The sequence below is a fragment of the Mycobacterium sp. E1214 genome, assembly GCF_001666755.1.
GTDB lineage: Bacteria > Actinomycetota > Actinomycetes > Mycobacteriales > Mycobacteriaceae > Mycobacterium.
This window is the reverse complement of the sequence record NZ_LZJC01000140.1, coordinates 25,835-44,612: the sequence shown is the minus strand read 5'-3', so window position 1 is coordinate 44,612 and position 18,778 is coordinate 25,835. Positions and strand designations below refer to the sequence as shown.

The following is an 18,778-nucleotide window of genomic DNA, read 5'->3' as shown; positions in this document are numbered from 1 at the left end:
GGGTCACAGAATGCACACTTACAGCGAATACAACATGGAGACGTGTGACCGCGTGGGGCGCATTTTGTCGATCCCGCCACGGTCCATGCGCATCGAAGGGGGATCTGTGAATACCGTGAAGTCTGTCGTCACCGGCGTGGCGGCTGTTGCCCTGGTCGGTGGAGCGGCCGCGGGTGTGGCGTCCCTGGCGGCGCCGGACCAGGTCCGGCTGGCCGCGATCGGTGCGCCGCTGCCCCAAGACCCGCCCCCGCCCCCGCCCGGGCTGCCGACCCCGGACCAGCTGGCCAACCTGTGCAACCAGGTGACCGACCCCGGCGTCAACTACAGGGACAAGAACAACCTCGTCGAAAACGGCGTCGCGCAGAACGAGGGCATGGTCGCCGACCATGACCTGCGCAAGGCCTACCGCAACGGCAACTTCCCCGAGCAGTTCAACGTGACCAACATCGCGCCGGCCGGCCCGAACATGGCCCAGGCCGACGTGGCGATCACGGGACCGAAGTTCGCCGGCCCGGTGCAAAAGCACCTGGTCTTCGTCAACCAGGGCGGCAACTGGGTCGTGCAGCACGACGCGGCCATCGCCCTGATCCAGGCGGCGACGGCGATCAACTAGTGCGGTGCGGTCGCGCCCGGGGCCGGGACGAGGCCCCGGCGCGGCCGCCATCAGGGCTCGCATAGCCTGCACACAGATTGCTCATGCCGTTTTCTCACGGCGCGGTCGTAACGTAACGGTGCCGCGGCGCGAAACAATAAGCGCAACAGGCACACTCACACGACCATCCGGTGAGCGCGAGCGACGGCCTACCAAGTGCGTGCCCACCAAAGGGGGAACCATGAACAGCATCAAATACTTTGCCACCAGCGTGGCGGCTCTGGCCGCCATCGGGGGCGCTGCCGCCGGCCTGGCCGCGGGCGCGACGCCCGGCGCCGCCCCCTCGGTGCGGCTGGCCGCCGTGGGCGCCCCGCTGCCGCAGGACCCGCCGCCGGCCGCCGCGGCAGTGCCGACGGCCGACCAGCTCAACAGCGTGCTGACCAGCCTCGCCGACCCGAACGTCTCGTTCAGCAGCAAGGGCAACCTGGTCGAGGGCGGCATCAGCGGCACCGAGGCGCACCTGGCCGACCACGAGCTGAAGAAGGCGGCCAAGAACGGCGACCTGCCGCTGTCGTTCACCATCACCAACATCCAGCCGGGCGCCGCGCCGGGCTCCGCCACCGCCCAGGTAGCGGTCTCCGGCCCGAAGTTCGCCAACCCGGTGAACCAGAGCGTCACCTTCATCAACCAGGGCGGCTGGGTGCTGTCGCGGTCCTCGGCGATGGAACTGCTGCAGGCCGCCGGGCACTGATTGCGGCCATCCGACGAAGAGCGGGCGCTTCGGCGCCCGCTCTTTGCGCGTCAGGCCCGGGCAGCGGCGATCGCGCCGCTAACGAAACCCGTTGCTTGGCGTGCCGGGCGGCAGGTCCATGTCGAACACCCGGGCGTGCAGCACGGTGCGGTTGCGCAGAGCCGCGCGGACCGCGCGGTGCAGCCCGTCCTCCAGATAGGTGATGCCCTTCCACCGCACGGCGTGCGGGAACAGGTCTCCGTAGAAGGTGGAGTCCTCGGACAGCAGGCGATCCAGGGCCAGCACCGTCGTCGTGGTGACCAACTCGTCGAGCCGGATCTGCTGCGGCGGTATCTGCGACCAGTCGCGATAGGACAGCCCGTGCTCGGGATAGGGCTTGCCCTCGCGCACACCCTTGAAGATCATCGGCCCGCCTCGAGCGAGGCGTCGCCGGGGCCCGCGGGGTTCATGCTGGCAAGGCTAGCCCGAAGAAGTTCCGGCCGGGTCGCTCCCGCCGCCGCTGGTAACGGCTGTGTCGGTTCTAGACCGTAAAATGAACCCGTCCATTGGGTTAGCGAGCCGGAACGTGAGCGGGGAGGTGAACGGCGAGTGGGAAGTGCCGACGAGCGCCGGTTCGAGGTGCTGCGCGCCATCGTCGCCGATTTCGTCGCCACCAAGGAGCCGATCGGCTCGAAGTCGTTGGTGGAGCGCCACAACCTGGGTGTGTCATCCGCGACCGTCCGCAACGACATGGCGGTGCTGGAGGCCGAGGGCTACATCACCCAGCCGCACACCAGCTCGGGGCGGGTGCCCACCGAGAAGGGTTACCGCGAATTCGTCGACCGGCTCGACGACGTCAAGCCGCTGTCTTCCGCCGAGCGGCGCGCCATCCAGCACTTCCTCGAGTCCGGCGTCGACCTGGACGACGTGCTGCGCCGCGCCGTGCGGCTGCTGGCGCAGCTGACCCGGCAGGTCGCGGTCGTGCAGTACCCGACGTTGTCGTCGTCCACGGTGCGCCACCTCGAGGTGATCGCGCTGACGCCGGCCCGGCTGCTGATGGTCGTCATCACCGACTCGGGCCGGGTGGACCAACGCGTCGTCGAACTCGGTGACGTCATCGACGACCACCAGCTCTCCCAACTGCGCGAGATGCTCGGCGCGGCCCTGGTCGGCAAGAAGCTGTCGGCCGCGTCGGTCGCGGTCGCCGACCTCGCCGGGGGCCTGCACGGGGCCGACCGCCTCAGCGACGCCGTCGGCCGGTCCGCGACGGTGCTGCTGGAGTCGCTGGTCGACCACACCGAGGAGCGGCTGCTGCTCGGTGGCACCGCCAACCTGACCCGCAACGCCGCGGATTTCGGCGGTTCGCTGCGCTCCATCCTGGAGGCGCTGGAGGAGCAGGTCGTGGTGCTGCGGTTGCTGGCGGCCCAGCAGGAAGCCGGTAAGGTGACGGTGCGCATCGGCCACGAAACCGCTGCCGAGCAGATGGCGGGCACCTCGATGGTGACCACCGCCTATGGCACGTCCGACACCGTCTTCGGGGGAATGGGTGTGCTGGGGCCCACCCGGATGGACTATCCGGGAACTATCGCCAGCGTTGCCGCGGTTGCTCTGTATATCGGCGAAGTCCTGGGCACCCGATGAACGCGCACCCGCGAGGCGCCCGGGTCGCCCGGGCGCGGCGTAGAGACCAGGTATAGGAGAGTCAGGCGTGGCACGCGACTATTACGGGCTGCTCGGCGTGAGCAGGAACGCCAGTGACGCGGAGATCAAGCGCGCGTACCGCAAGCTGGCCCGCGAACTGCATCCCGACGTCAACCCCGACGAGGCCGCGCAGGCCAAATTCCAGGAGATCAGCGCCGCGTACGAGGTGCTGAGCGACCCCGAGAAGCGTCGCATCGTCGACCTCGGCGGTGACCCGCTGGAAAACGCCGCGGCCGGCGGCGGTTTCGGCGGTTTCGGCGGCTTGGGCGACGTGTTCGAGGCGTTCTTCGGCGGCGGCTTCAGCGGCGGCGGGACCTCCCGCGGGCCCGTTGGCCGGGTGCGCCCGGGCTCGGATTCGCTGCTGCGGATGCGCCTGGACCTCGAAGAATGCGCGACCGGGGTGACCAAGCAGGTCACCGTCGACACCGCGGTGCTGTGCGACCGGTGCCAGGGCAAGGGCACCAACGGCGACTCCGTGCCCGTGCCGTGCGACACCTGCGGTGGGCGTGGCGAGGTCCAGACCGTGCAGCGCTCGCTGCTGGGCCAGGTGATGACGGCGCGGCCGTGCCCCACCTGCCGCGGCGTCGGCACGGTCATCCCCGACCCGTGCCACCAGTGCATGGGCGACGGCCGGGTCCGCGCCCGCCGCGACATCAGCGTGAAGATCCCCGCCGGCGTCGGTGACGGCATGCGGGTGCGGCTCGCCGCGCAGGGCGAGGTCGGGCCGGGCGGCGGCCCGGCCGGCGACCTCTACGTCGAGGTGCACGAGCAACCGCACGACATCTTCGTCCGCGAGGGCGACGACCTGCACTGCACGGTGTCGGTGCCGATGGTGGACGCGGCGCTGGGCGCCACGGTCACCATCGACGCCATCCTCGACGGCGTCAGCGAGATCACCATCCCGCCCGGCACGCAGCCGGCCTCGGTCATCACCCTGCGCGGCCACGGGATGCCGCACCTGCGCTCGGGTGCCCGCGGCGACCTGCACGTCCACGTCGACGTAGTGGTGCCGACCCGCCTGGACCATCACGACGCCGAACTGCTGCGCGAGCTCAAGACCCGCCGCAGCCGCGAGGTGCCCGAGGTCCGCTCGAGCGCACACAACAACGGCGGGCTGTTCAGCCGGCTGCGCGAGACCTTCACCGGGCGCTGACCCGGGCTGCGCATGGTCGCGACGCTGTTCTACGTCGAGGCGCTGCCCGACGTGGGGTCGCTCGCCGCCGTCGAGGGCGACGAGGGCTTCCACGCCGCCACGGTGCGGCGGATCCGCCCGGGCGAGCGGCTGGTGCTCGGCGACGGCGCGGGTGCCCTGGCGCACTGCGAGGTCGAGGACGCCGGGCGGGACGGGCTGCGGGCGCGGGTGCTGCAGCGGTGGAGCGTCGAGCCCGGCCGCCCCGCGGTGACGGTGGCGCAGGCGCTGCCCAAGTCCGAGCGTTCGGAGCTGGCTATCGAGTTGGCCACCGAGGCCGGCGCCGACGGTTTCCTCGCGTGGCAGTCCGCGCGCTGCGTGGCCGAGTGGAAGGGCGCGCGGGTGGACAAGGGCCTGCGGCGGTGGCGGGCCGTCGCCCGTTCGGCGGCCCGGCAATCGCGCCGCCCGCACATCCCGTCCGTCGACGGGGTGCTGTCCACCGCGGAGCTGGCCCGCCGGATTCGCGACGACGTCGCCGCCGGCGCCACGGTGCTGGTGCTGCACGAGTCCGCGACCGGCCGGATCGCCGACAGCGATGTGGCGCAGGCCGATTCGATCACCTTGCTAATCGGCCCCGAGGGCGGCATTGCGCCGGAGGAACTCGCCTCGCTGACCGACGCGGGCGCGGTGGCGGTGCGGCTCGGGCCGCAGGTGCTGCGCACGTCGACGGCCGCCGCGGTGGCGTTGGGCGCCCTCGGGGTCCTGACGCCCCGCTGGGACGTCGCGCCGGGCCCCTGACCGGCGCTCAGGGCACCATGGCCGACAGCACCGCGGCCTGCAGCCCCGAAAGCGCGCAGATGAAAACCAGGAACGCCAGGCTCCACACCACCACGCGGCGGAAGATGTCGCCCTCCCGGCCGTACACCCCGACCGCGGCCGCGCCGATGGCCAGGTTCTGCGGCGACACCATCTTGCCGAGCACGCCGCCGGAGCTGTTGCCCGCCGCCATCAGCACCGGCGACAGCCCGGCCTTGCTCGCCGCGGTCACCTGCAGCGCCCCGAACAGCGAGTTCGACGACGTGTCCGACCCGGTGACGGCGGTGCCGAGCCAGCCCAGCACGGGGGAGATGAGCGCGAACGCTGTGCCGGCCCCCGCCATCCAGGTCCCGAGGGTGATCGTCTGGCCGGACGCGTTCATCACGAAGGCCAGCGCCAGCACCGCCATCACGGTGACGATGGCCCAGCGCAGCTGGTGCAGGGTGGCGCCGTAGGCCCTGAGCGCGTCCTTCGCCGACAGCCGCAGCACCGCCATGCTCAGCAGGCCGGCGATCAGCATCTGGGTCCCGGGCGTGGTGAGCGCGTTGACCGTGAAGGCCGGTAGGGCCGAGGGCACGCCCTTGGCGGTGAACAGGTGCAACCCCGGCCACCGGACCGTGCGGGTGGCCTCCTCCAGCAGCGCCTTGACCGGCGGCAGTTGGCACACCACGAAGACGGCGATGATGATCGCGTACGGCGCGTAGGCGCGCAGGACCTGGCCGCGAGGATCGCGCGGCTCGGCGGGCTCCGGCGCTTCGGCCGCGGGCGCCGCGCCGCTGGCGACGCCGGCCGCGACGCGCGCCTCGGCCGGGCGCGGCGGCCGGACGCGCACGAAGGCGACCAGCGCCCCGGCGGACAGCAGGGAGGCGATCACATCGGCCAGCGGCACCGACAGGAAGTTGGACGTGGCGTATTGCCCGACGCCGAACACCAGGCCTCCGGTCAGCGCGGCGCCCCAGGTCTGACGCAGGCCGCGCCGGCCGTCGGCGATGGCGACCAGCGCCAGCGGCACGAAGACCGACAGCAGCGGCGTCTGGCGCCCGACCATCGCGCCCAGCGTTTCGGTGGAGATGCCCGACACCTTGGCCAGCACGATGATCGGGGTGGCCATCGCCCCGAAGGCGACCGGCGCGGTGTTGGCGACCAACGACAGCACCGCCGCCTTGAGCGGCGGGAAGCCCAGGGCGAGCAGCATCACCGAGGTGACGGCGACGGGCGTGCCGAAGCCGGCCAACGCCTCGAGCAGGGCGCCGAAGGAGAACGCAATGATGATCGCCTGCACGCGGTGGTCGTCGCTCACCGTCGCGAAGCTGCGCCGCAGCACGTCGAAATGGCCCGTGCGCGCGGTCATCTGATACACCCAGAGCGCGTTGATCACGATCCACAGAATCGGGAAGAAGCCGAACACCGCGCCCTCGGTGCCGGCCAGCACCGCCTGCTCGACCGGCATCCCGTAGATGGCGACGGCGACTGCGAGCGCGACGGCCAGCGACACCACCGACGCCAGCCAGGCGCGCACCCGCAGGACCCCGAGCATCACGAACAACGCCGCGAGCGGCAGGGCCGCGGCCAGCGAACTCCACGCGAGCGAGTGGGCGACCGGATCGAGGATCTGGCGATACATAAAGGCACCTTTCACAGCGCGTGGCGGGGGTTCTTCTACTGCACCGAAAAGACGTCGCGGCCGCCGTAAAAATTCGGTTCCGGCCCGAACCGCCGCCGCCGGAGCGGGCCGGGCGGCCCGCTGACCGTTGGGTCAACGGTGCGCCCGGCGGTAAGATGGGTGGTCAAGCCCCACGCTCCCCAGACGGCCCAGAAGGCAGGCTTCGAAAACCACGTGACGCCCCGCGAGACCAACGCTGCCGACGCAGCTGGAGCCCTCCACGCCGACGCCCAGGTTCGCAGCAGTATCGACGTTCCGCCCGATGTCGTCGTCGGCTTGTTGGGATCTGCCGATCAGAACCTGCGCGCCCTGGAACGCAGCCTGAGCGCCGCCCTGCACGTGCGCGGCAACACCGTCACCGTGGCGGGTCAGCCCGCCGACGTCGCGCTCGCCGAGCGGGTGATCTCCGAGCTGGTCGCGATCGTGGCCAACGGGCAGCCGCTGACCCCTGAGGTGGTGCGGCACAGCGTGGCCATGCTGTCCGGCGGCGACAACGAATCCCCCGCCGAGGTGCTCACCCTCGACATCCTGTCGCGGCGCGGCAAGACCATCCGGCCCAAGACGCTGAACCAGAAGCGCTACGTCGACGCCATCGACGCCAACACCATCGTGTTCGGGGTGGGCCCGGCCGGCACCGGCAAGACCTACCTGGCGATGGCCAAGGCCGTCAACGCGCTGCAGACCAAGCAGGTCAGCCGCATCATCCTGACCCGGCCGGCCGTGGAAGCCGGTGAGCGCCTTGGCTTTCTGCCCGGCACGCTGAGCGAGAAGATCGACCCGTACCTGCGGCCCCTCTACGACGCGCTGTACGACATGATGGACCCCGAGCTGATCCCGAAGCTGATGTCCGCCGGGGTGATCGAGGTGGCGCCGCTGGCGTACATGCGCGGCCGCACCCTCAATTCGGCGTTCATCGTCCTCGACGAGGCGCAGAACACCACCGCCGAGCAGATGAAGATGTTTTTGACCCGCCTGGGCTTCGGGTCCAAGATCGTCGTCACCGGCGACGTCACCCAGGTCGACCTGCCGGGCGGCGCCCGGTCCGGCCTGCGCTCGGCGATCGAGATCCTCGACGGCGTCGACGACATCCACATCGCGGAATTGACCAGCGTCGACGTGGTGCGGCACCGGCTGGTGTCGGAGATCGTCGACGCCTACGCGAAGTTCGAGGAACCCGAGCTGGCGCTGAACCGGGCGGCCCGCCGCGCGTCCGGTTCGCGCGGCCGCCGCTGAACGGGTGCATGATCTTCCCGTGAGCATCGAGGTTTCCAACGAGTCGGGCGTCGACGTCTCCGAGGCCGAGCTGATCAGCGTCGCGCGGTTCGTCATCGCCAAGATGGACGTCAACCCGGCGGCCGAGCTGTCGATGGTGCTGTTGGACACCGCCGCGATGGCGGACCTGCACATGCGCTGGATGGACCTGCCCGGCCCCACCGACGTGATGAGCTTCCCGATGGACGAGCTGGAGCCCGGCGGGCGCCCCGACGCGCCGGAGCCCGGCCCGTCGATGCTCGGCGACATCGTGCTGTGCCCGGAGTTCGCCGCCGGCCAGGCCGCGGCCGCGGGGCACAGCCTGGGCCACGAGCTGGCGCTGCTGACCATCCACGGCGTGCTGCACCTCCTCGGCTACGACCACGGCGAGCCCGACGAGGAGAAGGAGATGTTCGCCCTTCAGGACCGGCTGCTCGTGGAGTGGGTCGCCGACCAGGTCCAGGCGTACCGTCAGGATCGCCAGGAGGAGCGGGATCGCCGGTTGCTGGACAAGTCAAGGTATTTCGACCATTGACCGGCTGGTCTGAGCTGCTCGGCGCGATCGCGTTGATCGCTCTGGGCGGGCTCTTCGCCGCCATCGACGCCGCCGTCAGCACCGTCTCGATGGCGCGGGTGCAGGAGCTGGTGCGCGATGAGCGGCCCGGCGCGGTCGCGTTGTCCACGGTGATGGCCGAACGACCCCGCTACATCAACCTCGTTGTGCTGCTGCGTAACACGTGCGAGATCACCGCGACGGTGCTGTTGGTGGTGTTCCTCTACGACAACTTCGGGCTGCGGTGGGGCCTGTTCGGCGCGGCGGCCATCATGGTGGTGACCAGCTTCGTCGTCATCGGCGTCGGGCCCCGTACGCTGGGCCGGCAGAACGCATATTCCATCGCGCTGGTGACGGCCCTGCCGCTGCAAGCCATTTCGTGGTTGTTGATGCCGGTCAGCCGGCTGCTGGTGATCGTCGGTAACGCGATCACGCCGGGCCGCGGCCTGCGCAACGGGCCGTTCGCCTCGGAGATCGAGCTGCGTGAAGTCGTGGATCTGGCCCAGCAGCGTGGCGTCGTGGCCGCCGACGAACGCAAGATGATCGAGAGCGTCTTCGAGCTCGGCGACACCCCGGCGCGCGAGGTCATGGTGCCCCGCACCGAGATGATCTGGATCGAGAGCGACAAACTCGCCAGCCAGGCGATCAACCTCGCGGTGCGCAGCGGCCACTCCCGCATCCCGGTCATCGGGGAGAACGTCGACGACATCGTCGGGGTGGTGTATCTCAAAGACCTTGTGCAGCAAGCTGTTCAGTCCGGTGGCGGGCGCAGCGCGACCGTCGCCCAGGTGATGCGCCCCGCGGTGTTCGTGCCGGACTCCAAACCGCTGGATGCGTTGCTGCGCGAGATGCAGCGCGACCGCAACCACCTGGCGCTGCTGGTCGACGAGTACGGCGCGATCGCCGGCCTGGTCAGCATCGAGGATGTGCTGGAGGAGATCGTCGGCGAGATCGCCGACGAATACGACCAGGCCGAGACCGCGCCCATCGAAGACTTGGGGGACAAGCACTTTCGCGTCTCGGCGCGGCTGCCGATCGAAGACCTGGGCGAACTCTACGACGTGCACTTCGACGACGACCTCGACGTCGACACCGTGGGCGGCCTGCTCGCGCTGGAACTCGGCCGCGTCCCGCTGCCGGGCGCCGAGGTGGTGTCGCACGGCCTGCGCCTGCACGCCGAGGGCGGCACCGACCACCGGGGCCGCGTGCGCGTCGGCACGGTGCTGCTCAGCCCCGCCGAATCCGGCGAGTCGGCCGACGGCGAACGGGTCGAGCGTGATGACTGAACAGTTCCACTCCGGCTTTGTGTGCCTGGTCGGCCGCCCCAACACCGGCAAGTCCACGCTGACCAACGCGCTGGTCGGCGCCAAGGTGGCCATCACGTCGAAGCGGCCGCAGACCACTCGGCACACCATCCGCGGCATCCTGCACCGACCGGACTTTCAGATCGTGTTGGTCGACACCCCGGGCCTGCACCGGCCGCGGACCCTGCTCGGCAAGCGGCTCAACGACCTGGTCCGGGACACCTACGGCGAAGTCGACGTCATCGGCCTGTGCATCCCGGCCGACGAGGCGATCGGGCCGGGCGACCGGTGGATCGTCGAGCAGATCCGTTCCACCGCGCCGAAGACCACCCTGGCTGGCATCGTCACCAAGATCGACAAGGTGCCCAAGGACCGGGTGGCCGCGCAGCTGGTCGCGGTGAGCGAGCTGCTGGGCGGCGCGTCGGAGATCGTGCCGGTCTCCGCGGCCACCGGGGCGCAGGTCGACGTCCTCATCGACGTGCTGGCCGCCGCGCTGCCCGTCGGCCCGGCGTACTACCCCGACGGCGAACTGACCGACGAACCCGAAGAAGTGTTGATGGCCGAGCTGATTCGCGAGGCGGCCCTGGAGGGGGTGCGCGACGAGCTGCCCCACTCACTGGCGGTGGTCATCGACGAGGTCAACCCGCGAAGGGACCGCGACGACCTGATCGACGTCCACGCGCTGCTCTACGTCGAGCGCGACAGCCAGAAAGGCATCATCATCGGCAAGGGCGGCGCCCGGCTGCGCGAGGTGGGCACCGCCGCGCGCGCCCAGATCGAAAAGCTGCTGGGCACCAAGGTGTACCTCGACCTGCGGGTCAAGGTCGCCAAGAACTGGCAGAGCGATCCCAAACAGCTTGGCCGGCTCGGCTTTTGATTGTCGAAGCTGGTGGACGTTTTCGTCGCACCGCGGCGGGTAGACGCCACGGCATGCCATACCAAGTGACTGAAGTTCAGAAGTACCTGTCGGGATTCGACTACCCCGGGTCGCCCCAAGACCTGGCCAAGCACGCCGAACAGCAGGGCGCCGACAAGGACCTCGTCGAGACGCTGCGCGGGTTGAACAAGGACAGTTTCGACGGTCCCAGCGCCGTCATGCACGAGCTGGGCGAACGAAACGCGCTCGGCGGCTCGAACTCCTAGGGTCGGCACGGCGATCCGGCGCCGAAGGTTTCGCGCCATCGGCGCCGGGTAGCCGCCGCGTATGACCCAACCACAACTGGCGCTGATCACCGGCGCATCCAGTGGCATCGGATTCGAGCTCGCCAAGCAATTCGCCCAGGCCGGTTACGACCTCGTCGTCGCCGCCGATGACGACGGCATCCACGAGGTGCCTGCGAAGCTGGCCGAATTCGGCGTCGCGGTCCAACCGGTCCAGGTGGACCTGCGGACCCCGGAAGGCGTCGAGCACCTGTTTCAGAGCACGATCGAGGGCGACCGGATACTGGCCGCGGCGGCGCTCAACGCGGGCACCGGCCGGGGCGAGATGTTCCTCAAGAGCGAACTCGACGAGGACTTCAACATCATCGACCTCAACGTTCGCTCGACGGTGCACCTGGCCAAATTGGTGTTGCGGGACATGGCGAATCGCGACCGGGGCAAGCTGCTGTTCACCTCGTCCATCGTGGCCGGGATGCCCGGCCCGTACCAGCCGCTCTACAACGCGTCGAAGTCGTTCATCCAGTCGTTCGCCGAGGCGATCCGCCACGAGCTGCAGGACACCGCGATCACCGTCACCGCGCTGATGCCGGGTCCGACCGACACCAACTTCTTCCACCGCGCCAAGATGGAGGACTCGCTGATCGGCAAGATGCCCAAGGACGACCCGGCCAAGGTGGCTCGGCAGGGGTTCGAGGCGCTGATGCGGGGCGATCAGAAGGTGGTGGCCAGCTCGCTGTCGTCGAAGCTCATGGGGGCGGCCAACAGTGTGCTGCCCGACTCGGTGAAAGCCGCTGCGAACAAGGTCATTTCGAGGCCACTGAGTGGCTGAGTTCGGATTCTCGCCAAGTAGGGTTCGGCGGTCAGGCCAGCACGCGAACGGTGTGCAGCGACCGATCCGCCGCATCCGGGATGTTCATGCCGGCGGCTACGCCCGAGCGCAGGTAGTCGAGCACGGCGTCGTTGAGGCGCTCGCCGGGTACGACGGCGGGAATGCCGGGTGGGTACGGGGTGATTTGTTCGGCGGCGACGCGCCCCGCCGCTTGGGTTGCCGGCACCACTTCGACGCGCCCGAAGAAGGCGTCGAACGGCAGGCACACGGAGTCCAGTTGTAGGTCGTCCGGTGAGGTCAGGTGGACCGGCGGCGGCGGGTCGAACCCGTCGCTGGCTTTGCGCCACGACCGCAACGCGTCCAGCAGGCGAGCCCCGGTCGCATCGTCGTCCGCGAACGACAGCGTCGCCAGAATTCGGCGGTGATCGGTCATTCCCATGTCTGTGCGCGTGTGCTCCCGCAGCCAGTCGCCGGCCTGGTATCCGGAGGTGCCGGTTGCCGATACGTCGATCAGCACCTGCATCCGGTCCAAGTCGTGCGAGGCCTGCACGCCGAGCAATTCGTCGTCCAGGACCTGCACGTCGGGGATGGTCTCGATCTCTGCGCGCAGTCGCCGCGCCAATTGCAGCGCCGAATCCAGCAGGTCGTGGCCGCGCTGCACCATCTGCCGGCGCCAGCCGTCCATGGCGGCGTACACCAGGACGTTGGGGCTGGTCGTCATCAGCAGGTCTGCGCACGCCGACAGGCGGTCGGTGTCGATGAGGTCGCCCTGCACGTGAAAAACCGAGCCTTGCTCGAACCCCGCGCCCATCTTGTGGACGCTGACAACGCAGACGTCGGCGCCCGCGTCCATGGCCCAGGTTGGGAGGTCTTCGTGGAAAGGCAGGTGCGCGCCCCATGCCTCGTCGACAATCAATGGTTTCCCGCGGCGATGGCACACCTCGGCGATGCCCGCGATGTCGGCGCAGGTGCCATACGGGCTCGGGCTGACCACGAGCGCACCGGCGGCGTCAGGGTGTAGGTCCCACGCCGCCTCGACCTCCTCCGGCGACGGTGGGTGGGACATGTGCCGCGCGGCGTCCCAGCGGGGGGTGATCCAGCGTGGCTGCACACCGGAGAAGATCAGGCCGGCGACAATCGACTTGTGGCTGTCCCGAGGTACCAGCAGGCCGCCGTCGCCGCCGGCTACGGCCATCATCGCCGCCTTGACGGAAAGTGAACTGCCACAAGTGGAGAACCAGGCGATGTCGGCGCCCACGGCTGCGGCCATCAGGTCTTCCGCGTGGCGCAGGTAGCCATTACGGGTGCGGCGATCGTCCAGCCCGCCGCTGGCCAGCACGTCGTCGAGGAACGGTTCCCGGCCGAGCACCGCCAGCACGCGCTCATCGGTGCCGCGGCCTTGCCGGTGGCCCGGCGGGGTGAATCCGTAGCGGTCCTTCAAGCGGTAGTCGGCGAGCGCATCGAGCAACGGAGCCTTCGATTGATCCATCAATCAGGACTACCCGGTCGATCAGCGGGATAAAGCGCCTACGTCAGCGCCGCACCTCGAGCAGGCCGTGGTCGCGCACCGTCGCCATGGACAGCGTGCGGTAGCCGAATTCCTCGAACAACACGGTGCAGCGGTCTCGGTCGCCGCCGATCACCACCCCGTCGCCCCACTCACGATGACGCACGGCGGTGTCCACGGGCAACGCCGGCTCGTCGGGGCCGACCTCCTCCAGCCGGGCCGCGTGCGCGCAACGGTCGCAGTTCCCACAGGGGCCGCCCAACCGTTCGCCGAAGTAGGACAACAGGAAAACCCTTCTGCAGCCGCTCGACTCGGCGTACCCGCGCATCATCTCGACCCGGCTCGCGTCGACGCGCTCCCGCAGGTCCACGGTCCGCAGGGCGCGCGCGACCGCGTCATCGGTCGCCGCGTCCGTGCGCACCAGGCCCTTGCGGGTCGACCGGACCGCCCCCGCCTCGTCGAGCAGGTTGACGGCGTTGGTCAGCTTGCGGCCGCGCACGCCGAGCCGCTCGCGCAGCTGGGCCAGCTTCGTCGGGCGGGTCGTATCCAGGGCGTCATAGGCGGCGCGCAACAGCTCCTCGTCGGGGCGGCCGGTGGTGAAAAATCGTGCCAGGCCCAGGTCTTCGGGCCGATAGAACAGCAGCGCGAGCGCGTCCTCGCCGTCGCGGCCCGCCCGACCGATCTGTTGGTAGTAGCTGTCCAACGAATCGGGGATCGAGGCGTGCGCGACGAACCGCACGTTGGGTTTGTCGATGCCCATACCGAACGCCGACGTGGCCACCACGACCTCGTACTGGTCGTCGCGGAAGCTTGCGTGCACCTCGTCACGGTCGGCGGGGGCCATGCCCGCGTGGTACGACGCCGCTCGAATCCCCTTGTCACGCAGAGCCTCAGCGTAACTCTCGGCCTCCTTGCGGGTCGCGACGTAGAGCAGCCCGGGGCTGGGCAGCCCCGGGATCGCGTCGAGGACCGCGCGCTGTTTGTCTTTCGGGCTCAAATGGCGTTCGACGGCTAGGTGCAGGTTGGGCCGATCGAAGCTGGTGACGACGACGACCGGGTCGCGCAGGCCGAGGCGGTCCACGATGTCGCGGCGGACCACCACCGACGCCGTCGCGGTGAGGGCGACGATCGGGATCGCCGCCCCGAGGCGCCGGAACACCTCGCCGAGTCGCCGGTAGTCGGGCCGAAAGTCGTGGCCCCAGGCCGAGACGCAGTGCGCCTCGTCCACGACGATCAGCGACACCTCGGCCCGGGTGAGCCGGCCGACCACGTCGTCGTTGGCGAGCTGTTCGGGGGAGACGAAGACGAAGTTCGCGTCGTGCCGGTCCACCACCGCCCAGCCGCGGCGCCGCTCGGCGGCGCGCAGCCCGGAGTTGATCGCGACCGCGGTGCCCGCGCCATGCTCCTCGATGGCGGCGAGCTGGTCGTCCTGCAGGGCGATCAGCGGCGAAACCACCAGCGTCACACCGCCGGTCAGCAGGGTGGGCACCTGGTAGATCGCCGACTTGCCCGAACCCGTCGGCATCACGGCCAGCAGGTCGCGCCCGGCCAATACCGCCCGCATCGCGCTGCGTTGGTCGTCGGTCAGGCGTTCCCAGCCGAACCGCTCCCGTGCCACGGCATCGAGTTCGGCGGCGTCATGATCCGGTTTCCCCACTGCGCACACCTACCCGGTGCCGGGGTCGGCAAACGCTGTGCACCCGAAGCGGTTCGGGTGTCAAAGCTGGTGTGGCGGCGCGCCGGCGGGCGGCGCGGCGTCGGTCCACCACATCATCGGTTGCCGGGTCGACCATCCGCACACCGCCTCCAGCTCGGCGGCCAGGGAGATCAGCAGGCCCTCGCTGTTCGCCGGTCCCATCAGCTGCACCCCGATGGGCAGACCCTCCGACGTGAACCCGGCCGGCACGTTGACCGACGGCCAGCCCAGCACGTTCCACGGGAACGTCAGCGGGCACGCGGCGATCATGGCGCGGTCGGTGCCGAAGCTGCCCAGCCGGTCGAAGGCGCGGGCCAGCGGCGGCGGTTGCGCGGTCGTCGGCGCCAACACCACGTCCACGATGTCGAAGATCGAACCGACCCGGCGCTGGTCGGCGGCTTCGTGGCGGCGCGCGCTGCGCAGGATGGCCTGTCCCAGCACGTGTCCCATGCGCAGGTTGGACAGGGTGCGCGGATCGAACACCACGCCGTCACCCAGTCGTTCCTCCCAGTCCCGCAGGCCCGCCGTCGACCGGGCCAGGAAGTCCCACGACAGCCGCATGCCGTAATCCGGATTGCCCGGGACCACGGTGTGACCGAGCAGTTCGAGTTGGTGCCCGACGGCCTTCGTGGCGGCCAGGATCTCGGGGTGCAGCTTGGGCCGCAGGCCGGTGTACGGGAACCGGGTGGACAGCGCGATGTTCAGCGGGCCGGGCGCCTTGCCGACGTAATCCGAGGCGGTGATGGGCGGGGGCTTGTGCCGGTCGCCCTCGACGTTTCCGGACGCGGCGTCGAGCACGAGCGCCGCGTCGGCGACGGTGCGGGCCAGCACGCCGTTGACGGTGATCCCGTTGAACGCCTCGGGCAACGGCCAGGTGGAGATGCGACCCCGCTGCGGCTTGATGCCGACCAGGTGCGTCCACGCCGCGGGGATCCGGATGCTGCCGGCGCCGTCGGAGCCGATCGCCGCGGTGACCAGCCCGGCGGCCACCGCGGCGGCGCTGCCGCCCGACGATCCGCCCGGGGTGTGCCTGCGTGACCAGGGGTTGCGGGTGTGGCCGAAGCCCGGCCCGCTGGTGAACGGCCATTGGCCCAGTTCGCAGGTGTTGGTCTTGCCGACGATCACCGCCCCGGCGGCCTTGAGGCGGCGCACCACCTCCGAGTCGTGGGTGGCCGGGGCGACGTCTCCCTCGGTGCCGAAGGCGGTCGGCACGCCGGCGATGTCGACGTCGTCCTTGACCGCGATCGGGATGCCCAGCAACGGCGCGGTGTCGCCGGCCGCGCGCCGCCGGTCGGCCTCCGCGGCGTCGGCCAGGGCCGACTCGGTGAGCACCACCCGGAACGCGTTGAGCGTCGGCTGGCTGGCATGGATGGCGTGCAGCGAGCGCCCGACCAGTGTGGTGGACGTCACCGAGCGGCTGGCCAGCTGGTACAGCAGGTCGGTCAGGGTGGGCAGACGGCGCTGGCCGGGGCCGGAACCCGAGCCGGAAAGGGCCCCGAAACCGGACCCGGAAGCGCCAATCACGGGGTACGAGACTAACGGCGCGGATCCCCGTAATGTCGCGGCGGGGTGCAAAACTATTGTGATGCGGCTGTACCGAGACCGAGCTGTTGTGCTGCGCCAGCACAAGCTCGGCGAAGCCGACCGGATCGTCACCCTGTTGACCCGTGACCACGGGCTGGTCCGGGCAGTGGCCAAGGGCGTGCGGCGCACCCGCAGCAAATTCGGTGCCCGGCTGGAGCCGTTTGCCCATATCGACGCGCAACTGCACCCCGGCCGCAACCTCGACATCGTCACCCAGGTCGTGTCGATCGACGCCTTCGCCACCGACATCGTCAGCGACTACGGCCGGTACACCTGCGGGTGCGCGATGCTGGAAACCGCCGAGCGGCTCGCCGGCGAGGAGCGGGCGCCCGTCCCGGCGCTGCACCGCCTCACGGTGAGCGCCTTGCGGGCGGTGGCCGACGGCCGCCGGTCGCGGGAGCTGCTGCTGGACGCCTACCTGCTGCGCGCGATGGGCATCGCCGGGTGGGCCCCGGCGCTCACCGAGTGCGCCCGCTGTGCCACCCCGGGCCCGCACCGGGCGTTTCACGTCGGCGCGGGCGGCAGCGTCTGCGGTCACTGCCGCCCGGCCGGTGCGACCACGCCGCCCCCGGGGGTGCTGGACCTGATGTCCGCGCTGCACGACGGCGACTGGGACTTCGCCGAACAGACACCGCAGGCGCACCGCAGCTATGTCAGCGGGTTGGTCGCCGCGCATCTGCAATGGCATCTGGAGCGCCAGCTCAAGACGTTGCCCCTGGTCGAGCGGACGTATCGCATCGACCGCACCATCGCCGAACGGCGCGCGGCGCTGATCGGGCAGGATAGCGACTGTGGTTGACGGGACGACTCTGCGCGCCGTGATCACACCCGTCGCACCGGCACCTGTGTCGGGCCGGCATGCGTTGTGCCCGCCTCACAGCGACAACCGCGGGACGTCGAGACTTGTCGCTGCGAGGCGGGCACAACGCCACCGTGTTCCCCACCCGAGGCCAGCGGGGCGTGAGTGACCACTAGCCGCTTCCCGCAGCTGCCCCCGGCGCCCGACGACTACCCGGTGTTCCCCGACAAGTCGACCTGGCCCGTCGTCTTCCCGGACCTGCCGCCGTCTCCGGGTGGGGGGCCCAGCCGGCCGCCGCAGCACGTCTCCAAGGCCGCCGCGCCGCGCATCCCGGCGGAGCGCCTGCCCCGGCACGTGGCCATCGTGATGGACGGCAACGGCCGGTGGGCCACCGAGCAGGGACTGACCCGCACCGACGGCCACAAGGCCGGCGAGGCGGTGGTCATCGACATCGTCTGCGGCGCAATCGAAATCGGCGTCAAGTGGTTGAGCCTGTACGCCTTTTCCACCGAGAACTGGAAGCGCTCGCCCGAGGAGGTTCGCTTCCTGATGGGCTTCAACCGGGACGTGGTGCGCATGCGTCGGGTCAACCTGCGGGCGATCGGGGTGAAGATCCGCTGGGTGGGCTCGCGGCCCCGCCTGTGGCGCAGCGTCATCAACGAACTGGCGATCGCCGAGGAGATGACCAAGGACAACGACGTCATCACCGTCAACTATTGCGTCAACTACGGCGGCCGCGCCGAAATCGCCGAGGCCACAAAGCAAATCGCCCAACTGGCAGCGGCCGGCCGGCTGAACCCGCAGCGCATCACCGAGTCGACGGTGGCCCAGCACCTGCAACGCCCCGACATCCCCGACGTCGACCTGTTCTTGCGGACCTCGGGGGAGCAGCGGTCCAGCAACTTCATGCTGTGGCAGGCGGCCTACGCCGAGTACATCTTCCAGGACAAGCTGTGGCCCGACTACGACCGCCGCGACCTGTGGGCGGCCTGCGAGGAATACGCCGCGCGCAACCGTCGATTCGGGAGCGCGTGATGCCCTCGCTACAACAACGCCTGCCCTCGGTGCTCGCCGACGTCGTCGCGTTCGTGCGGGAGGACGACGGCGCGCTGACCGTGCGGCACGACGGAACCATCGCCTCGCTGCGGGTGGTCAACATCGCCGAGGACCTCGACCTGATCTCGCTCACCCAGATCCTGGCGTGGGACCTGCCGCTGACCAAGAAGGTGGCCGACCAGGTGTCGGCGGCCGCGCGCGACACCAACTTCGGCAGCGTCACGCTGATCGAGAAGGCGAAAAAGGCCGCGGTGCAACGCAACTCGAGCAGGGGGGCGTCGAAGACCGCCGACGTGATGCTGCGTTACAACTTCCCCGGCGCCGGCCTCACCGACGAGGCGCTGCGCACCCTGATCCTGCTGGTGCTCGACACCGGCGCCGGAATCGGGCGCACTCTCACCGCCTGA

19 protein-coding genes are annotated in these 18,778 nt (G+C 70.1%); 14 read left to right on the top strand and 5 right to left on the bottom strand.

Features of this window, described 5'->3' with window-relative positions; genetic code table 11:
- Positions 1-106 precede the first annotated feature (106 nt).
- Entirely contained in the window at positions 107-613 is a 507-nt protein-coding gene (locus tag A5700_RS19640) for a hypothetical protein (protein ID WP_068204945.1), read from the top strand.
- A gap of 220 nt (positions 614-833) precedes the next feature.
- Positions 834-1,343, top strand: a complete 510-nt coding sequence (locus tag A5700_RS19635) for a hypothetical protein (RefSeq protein WP_068065667.1) — start codon at positions 834-836, stop codon at positions 1,341-1,343.
- Between the two features lie 78 nt (positions 1,344-1,421).
- Here the strand turns inward: A5700_RS19635 and A5700_RS19630 are convergent, their stop codons facing one another.
- The gene (locus A5700_RS19630; RefSeq protein ID WP_068065670.1) at positions 1,422-1,748 is read right to left on the bottom strand and encodes a type II toxin-antitoxin system VapB family antitoxin; all 327 of its coding nucleotides are present in this window, start codon (positions 1,746-1,748) and stop codon (positions 1,422-1,424) included.
- Positions 1,749-1,931: 183 nt separating this feature from the next.
- Between A5700_RS19630 and hrcA the strand changes: the two genes are divergently transcribed.
- From hrcA to A5700_RS19615, 3 genes are all read left to right on the top strand, one after another.
- Positions 1,932-2,963: a heat-inducible transcriptional repressor HrcA gene (gene hrcA / locus A5700_RS19625; protein WP_068065673.1), complete on the top strand. Its 1,032-nt coding sequence runs from the start codon at positions 1,932-1,934 to the stop codon at positions 2,961-2,963.
- A gap of 67 nt (positions 2,964-3,030) precedes the next feature.
- Positions 3,031-4,176: a molecular chaperone DnaJ gene (gene dnaJ, locus A5700_RS19620; protein ID WP_068065681.1), complete on the top strand. Its 1,146-nt coding sequence runs from the start codon at positions 3,031-3,033 to the stop codon at positions 4,174-4,176.
- A 12-nt stretch (positions 4,177-4,188) separates the two neighbouring features.
- On the top strand, positions 4,189-4,950 hold the full coding sequence (locus A5700_RS19615) for a 16S rRNA (uracil(1498)-N(3))-methyltransferase (RefSeq protein ID WP_068065684.1): 762 nt from the start codon (positions 4,189-4,191) through the stop codon (positions 4,948-4,950).
- Positions 4,951-4,957: 7 nt separating this feature from the next.
- Here A5700_RS19615 and A5700_RS19610 read toward each other — a convergent pair whose 3' ends face one another.
- Positions 4,958-6,592 (bottom strand): L-lactate permease, encoded by a 1,635-nt coding sequence (locus A5700_RS19610; protein ID WP_068065687.1) that lies wholly within the window; start codon positions 6,590-6,592, stop codon positions 4,958-4,960.
- Positions 6,593-6,805: 213 nt separating this feature from the next.
- Between A5700_RS19610 and A5700_RS19605 the strand changes: the two genes are divergently transcribed.
- From A5700_RS19605 to A5700_RS19580, 6 genes are all read left to right on the top strand, one after another.
- A complete protein-coding gene (locus tag A5700_RS19605) occupies positions 6,806-7,864 on the top strand; it encodes a PhoH family protein (RefSeq protein WP_068065791.1) in 1,059 nt (352 codons plus the stop codon).
- A gap of 19 nt (positions 7,865-7,883) precedes the next feature.
- Positions 7,884-8,417, top strand: coding sequence for an rRNA maturation RNase YbeY (gene ybeY / locus A5700_RS19600; protein WP_068065689.1), 534 nt, complete (start codon positions 7,884-7,886; stop codon positions 8,415-8,417).
- The gene (locus tag A5700_RS19595) at positions 8,414-9,721 is read left to right on the top strand and encodes a hemolysin family protein (protein WP_068065691.1); all 1,308 of its coding nucleotides are present in this window, start codon (positions 8,414-8,416) and stop codon (positions 9,719-9,721) included. Before ybeY ends, A5700_RS19595 begins: the two co-directional genes overlap by 4 nt.
- The gene (era, locus tag A5700_RS19590; protein ID WP_068065694.1) at positions 9,714-10,616 is read left to right on the top strand and encodes a GTPase Era; all 903 of its coding nucleotides are present in this window, start codon (positions 9,714-9,716) and stop codon (positions 10,614-10,616) included. Before A5700_RS19595 ends, era begins: the two co-directional genes overlap by 8 nt.
- Before the next feature lie 65 nt (positions 10,617-10,681).
- Positions 10,682-10,882, top strand: coding sequence for a DUF2795 domain-containing protein (locus A5700_RS19585; protein WP_231973692.1), 201 nt, complete (start codon positions 10,682-10,684; stop codon positions 10,880-10,882).
- A gap of 61 nt (positions 10,883-10,943) precedes the next feature.
- On the top strand, positions 10,944-11,729 hold the full coding sequence (locus A5700_RS19580) for an SDR family oxidoreductase (protein ID WP_068065704.1): 786 nt from the start codon (positions 10,944-10,946) through the stop codon (positions 11,727-11,729).
- A gap of 31 nt (positions 11,730-11,760) precedes the next feature.
- Here the strand turns inward: A5700_RS19580 and A5700_RS19575 are convergent, their stop codons facing one another.
- The 3 genes from A5700_RS19575 to A5700_RS19565 are packed head-to-tail and all read right to left on the bottom strand — an operon-like array spanning position 11,761 to position 16,456.
- Positions 11,761-13,218 carry an aminotransferase class I/II-fold pyridoxal phosphate-dependent enzyme gene (locus tag A5700_RS19575; protein WP_068065707.1) on the bottom strand — a complete coding sequence of 486 codons (1,458 nt, stop codon included), beginning with the start codon at positions 13,216-13,218 and terminating at the stop codon, positions 11,761-11,763.
- A 43-nt stretch (positions 13,219-13,261) separates the two neighbouring features.
- Positions 13,262-14,902: a RecQ family ATP-dependent DNA helicase gene (locus A5700_RS19570; protein ID WP_068065710.1), complete on the bottom strand. Its 1,641-nt coding sequence runs from the start codon at positions 14,900-14,902 to the stop codon at positions 13,262-13,264.
- A 51-nt stretch (positions 14,903-14,953) separates the two neighbouring features.
- Positions 14,954-16,456 carry an amidase gene (locus A5700_RS19565; RefSeq protein WP_068065712.1) on the bottom strand — a complete coding sequence of 501 codons (1,503 nt, stop codon included), beginning with the start codon at positions 16,454-16,456 and terminating at the stop codon, positions 14,954-14,956.
- A gap of 61 nt (positions 16,457-16,517) precedes the next feature.
- On the opposite strand from A5700_RS19565, the gene recO reads away from it, so the two are divergent.
- The 3 genes from recO to A5700_RS19550 all read left to right on the top strand — a co-directional run bounded on the left by recO (position 16,518) and on the right by A5700_RS19550 (position 18,778).
- On the top strand, positions 16,518-17,315 hold the full coding sequence (recO, locus tag A5700_RS19560; protein ID WP_068065715.1) for a DNA repair protein RecO: 798 nt from the start codon (positions 16,518-16,520) through the stop codon (positions 17,313-17,315).
- A gap of 165 nt (positions 17,316-17,480) precedes the next feature.
- Complete coding sequence (locus A5700_RS19555) at positions 17,481-18,350, top strand: decaprenyl diphosphate synthase (protein ID WP_068065720.1); 870 nt, start codon at positions 17,481-17,483, stop codon at positions 18,348-18,350.
- Positions 18,350-18,778 (top strand): hypothetical protein, encoded by a 429-nt coding sequence (locus A5700_RS19550; protein WP_068065724.1) that lies wholly within the window; start codon positions 18,350-18,352, stop codon positions 18,776-18,778. The genes A5700_RS19555 and A5700_RS19550 overlap by 1 nt, the downstream gene beginning before the upstream one ends.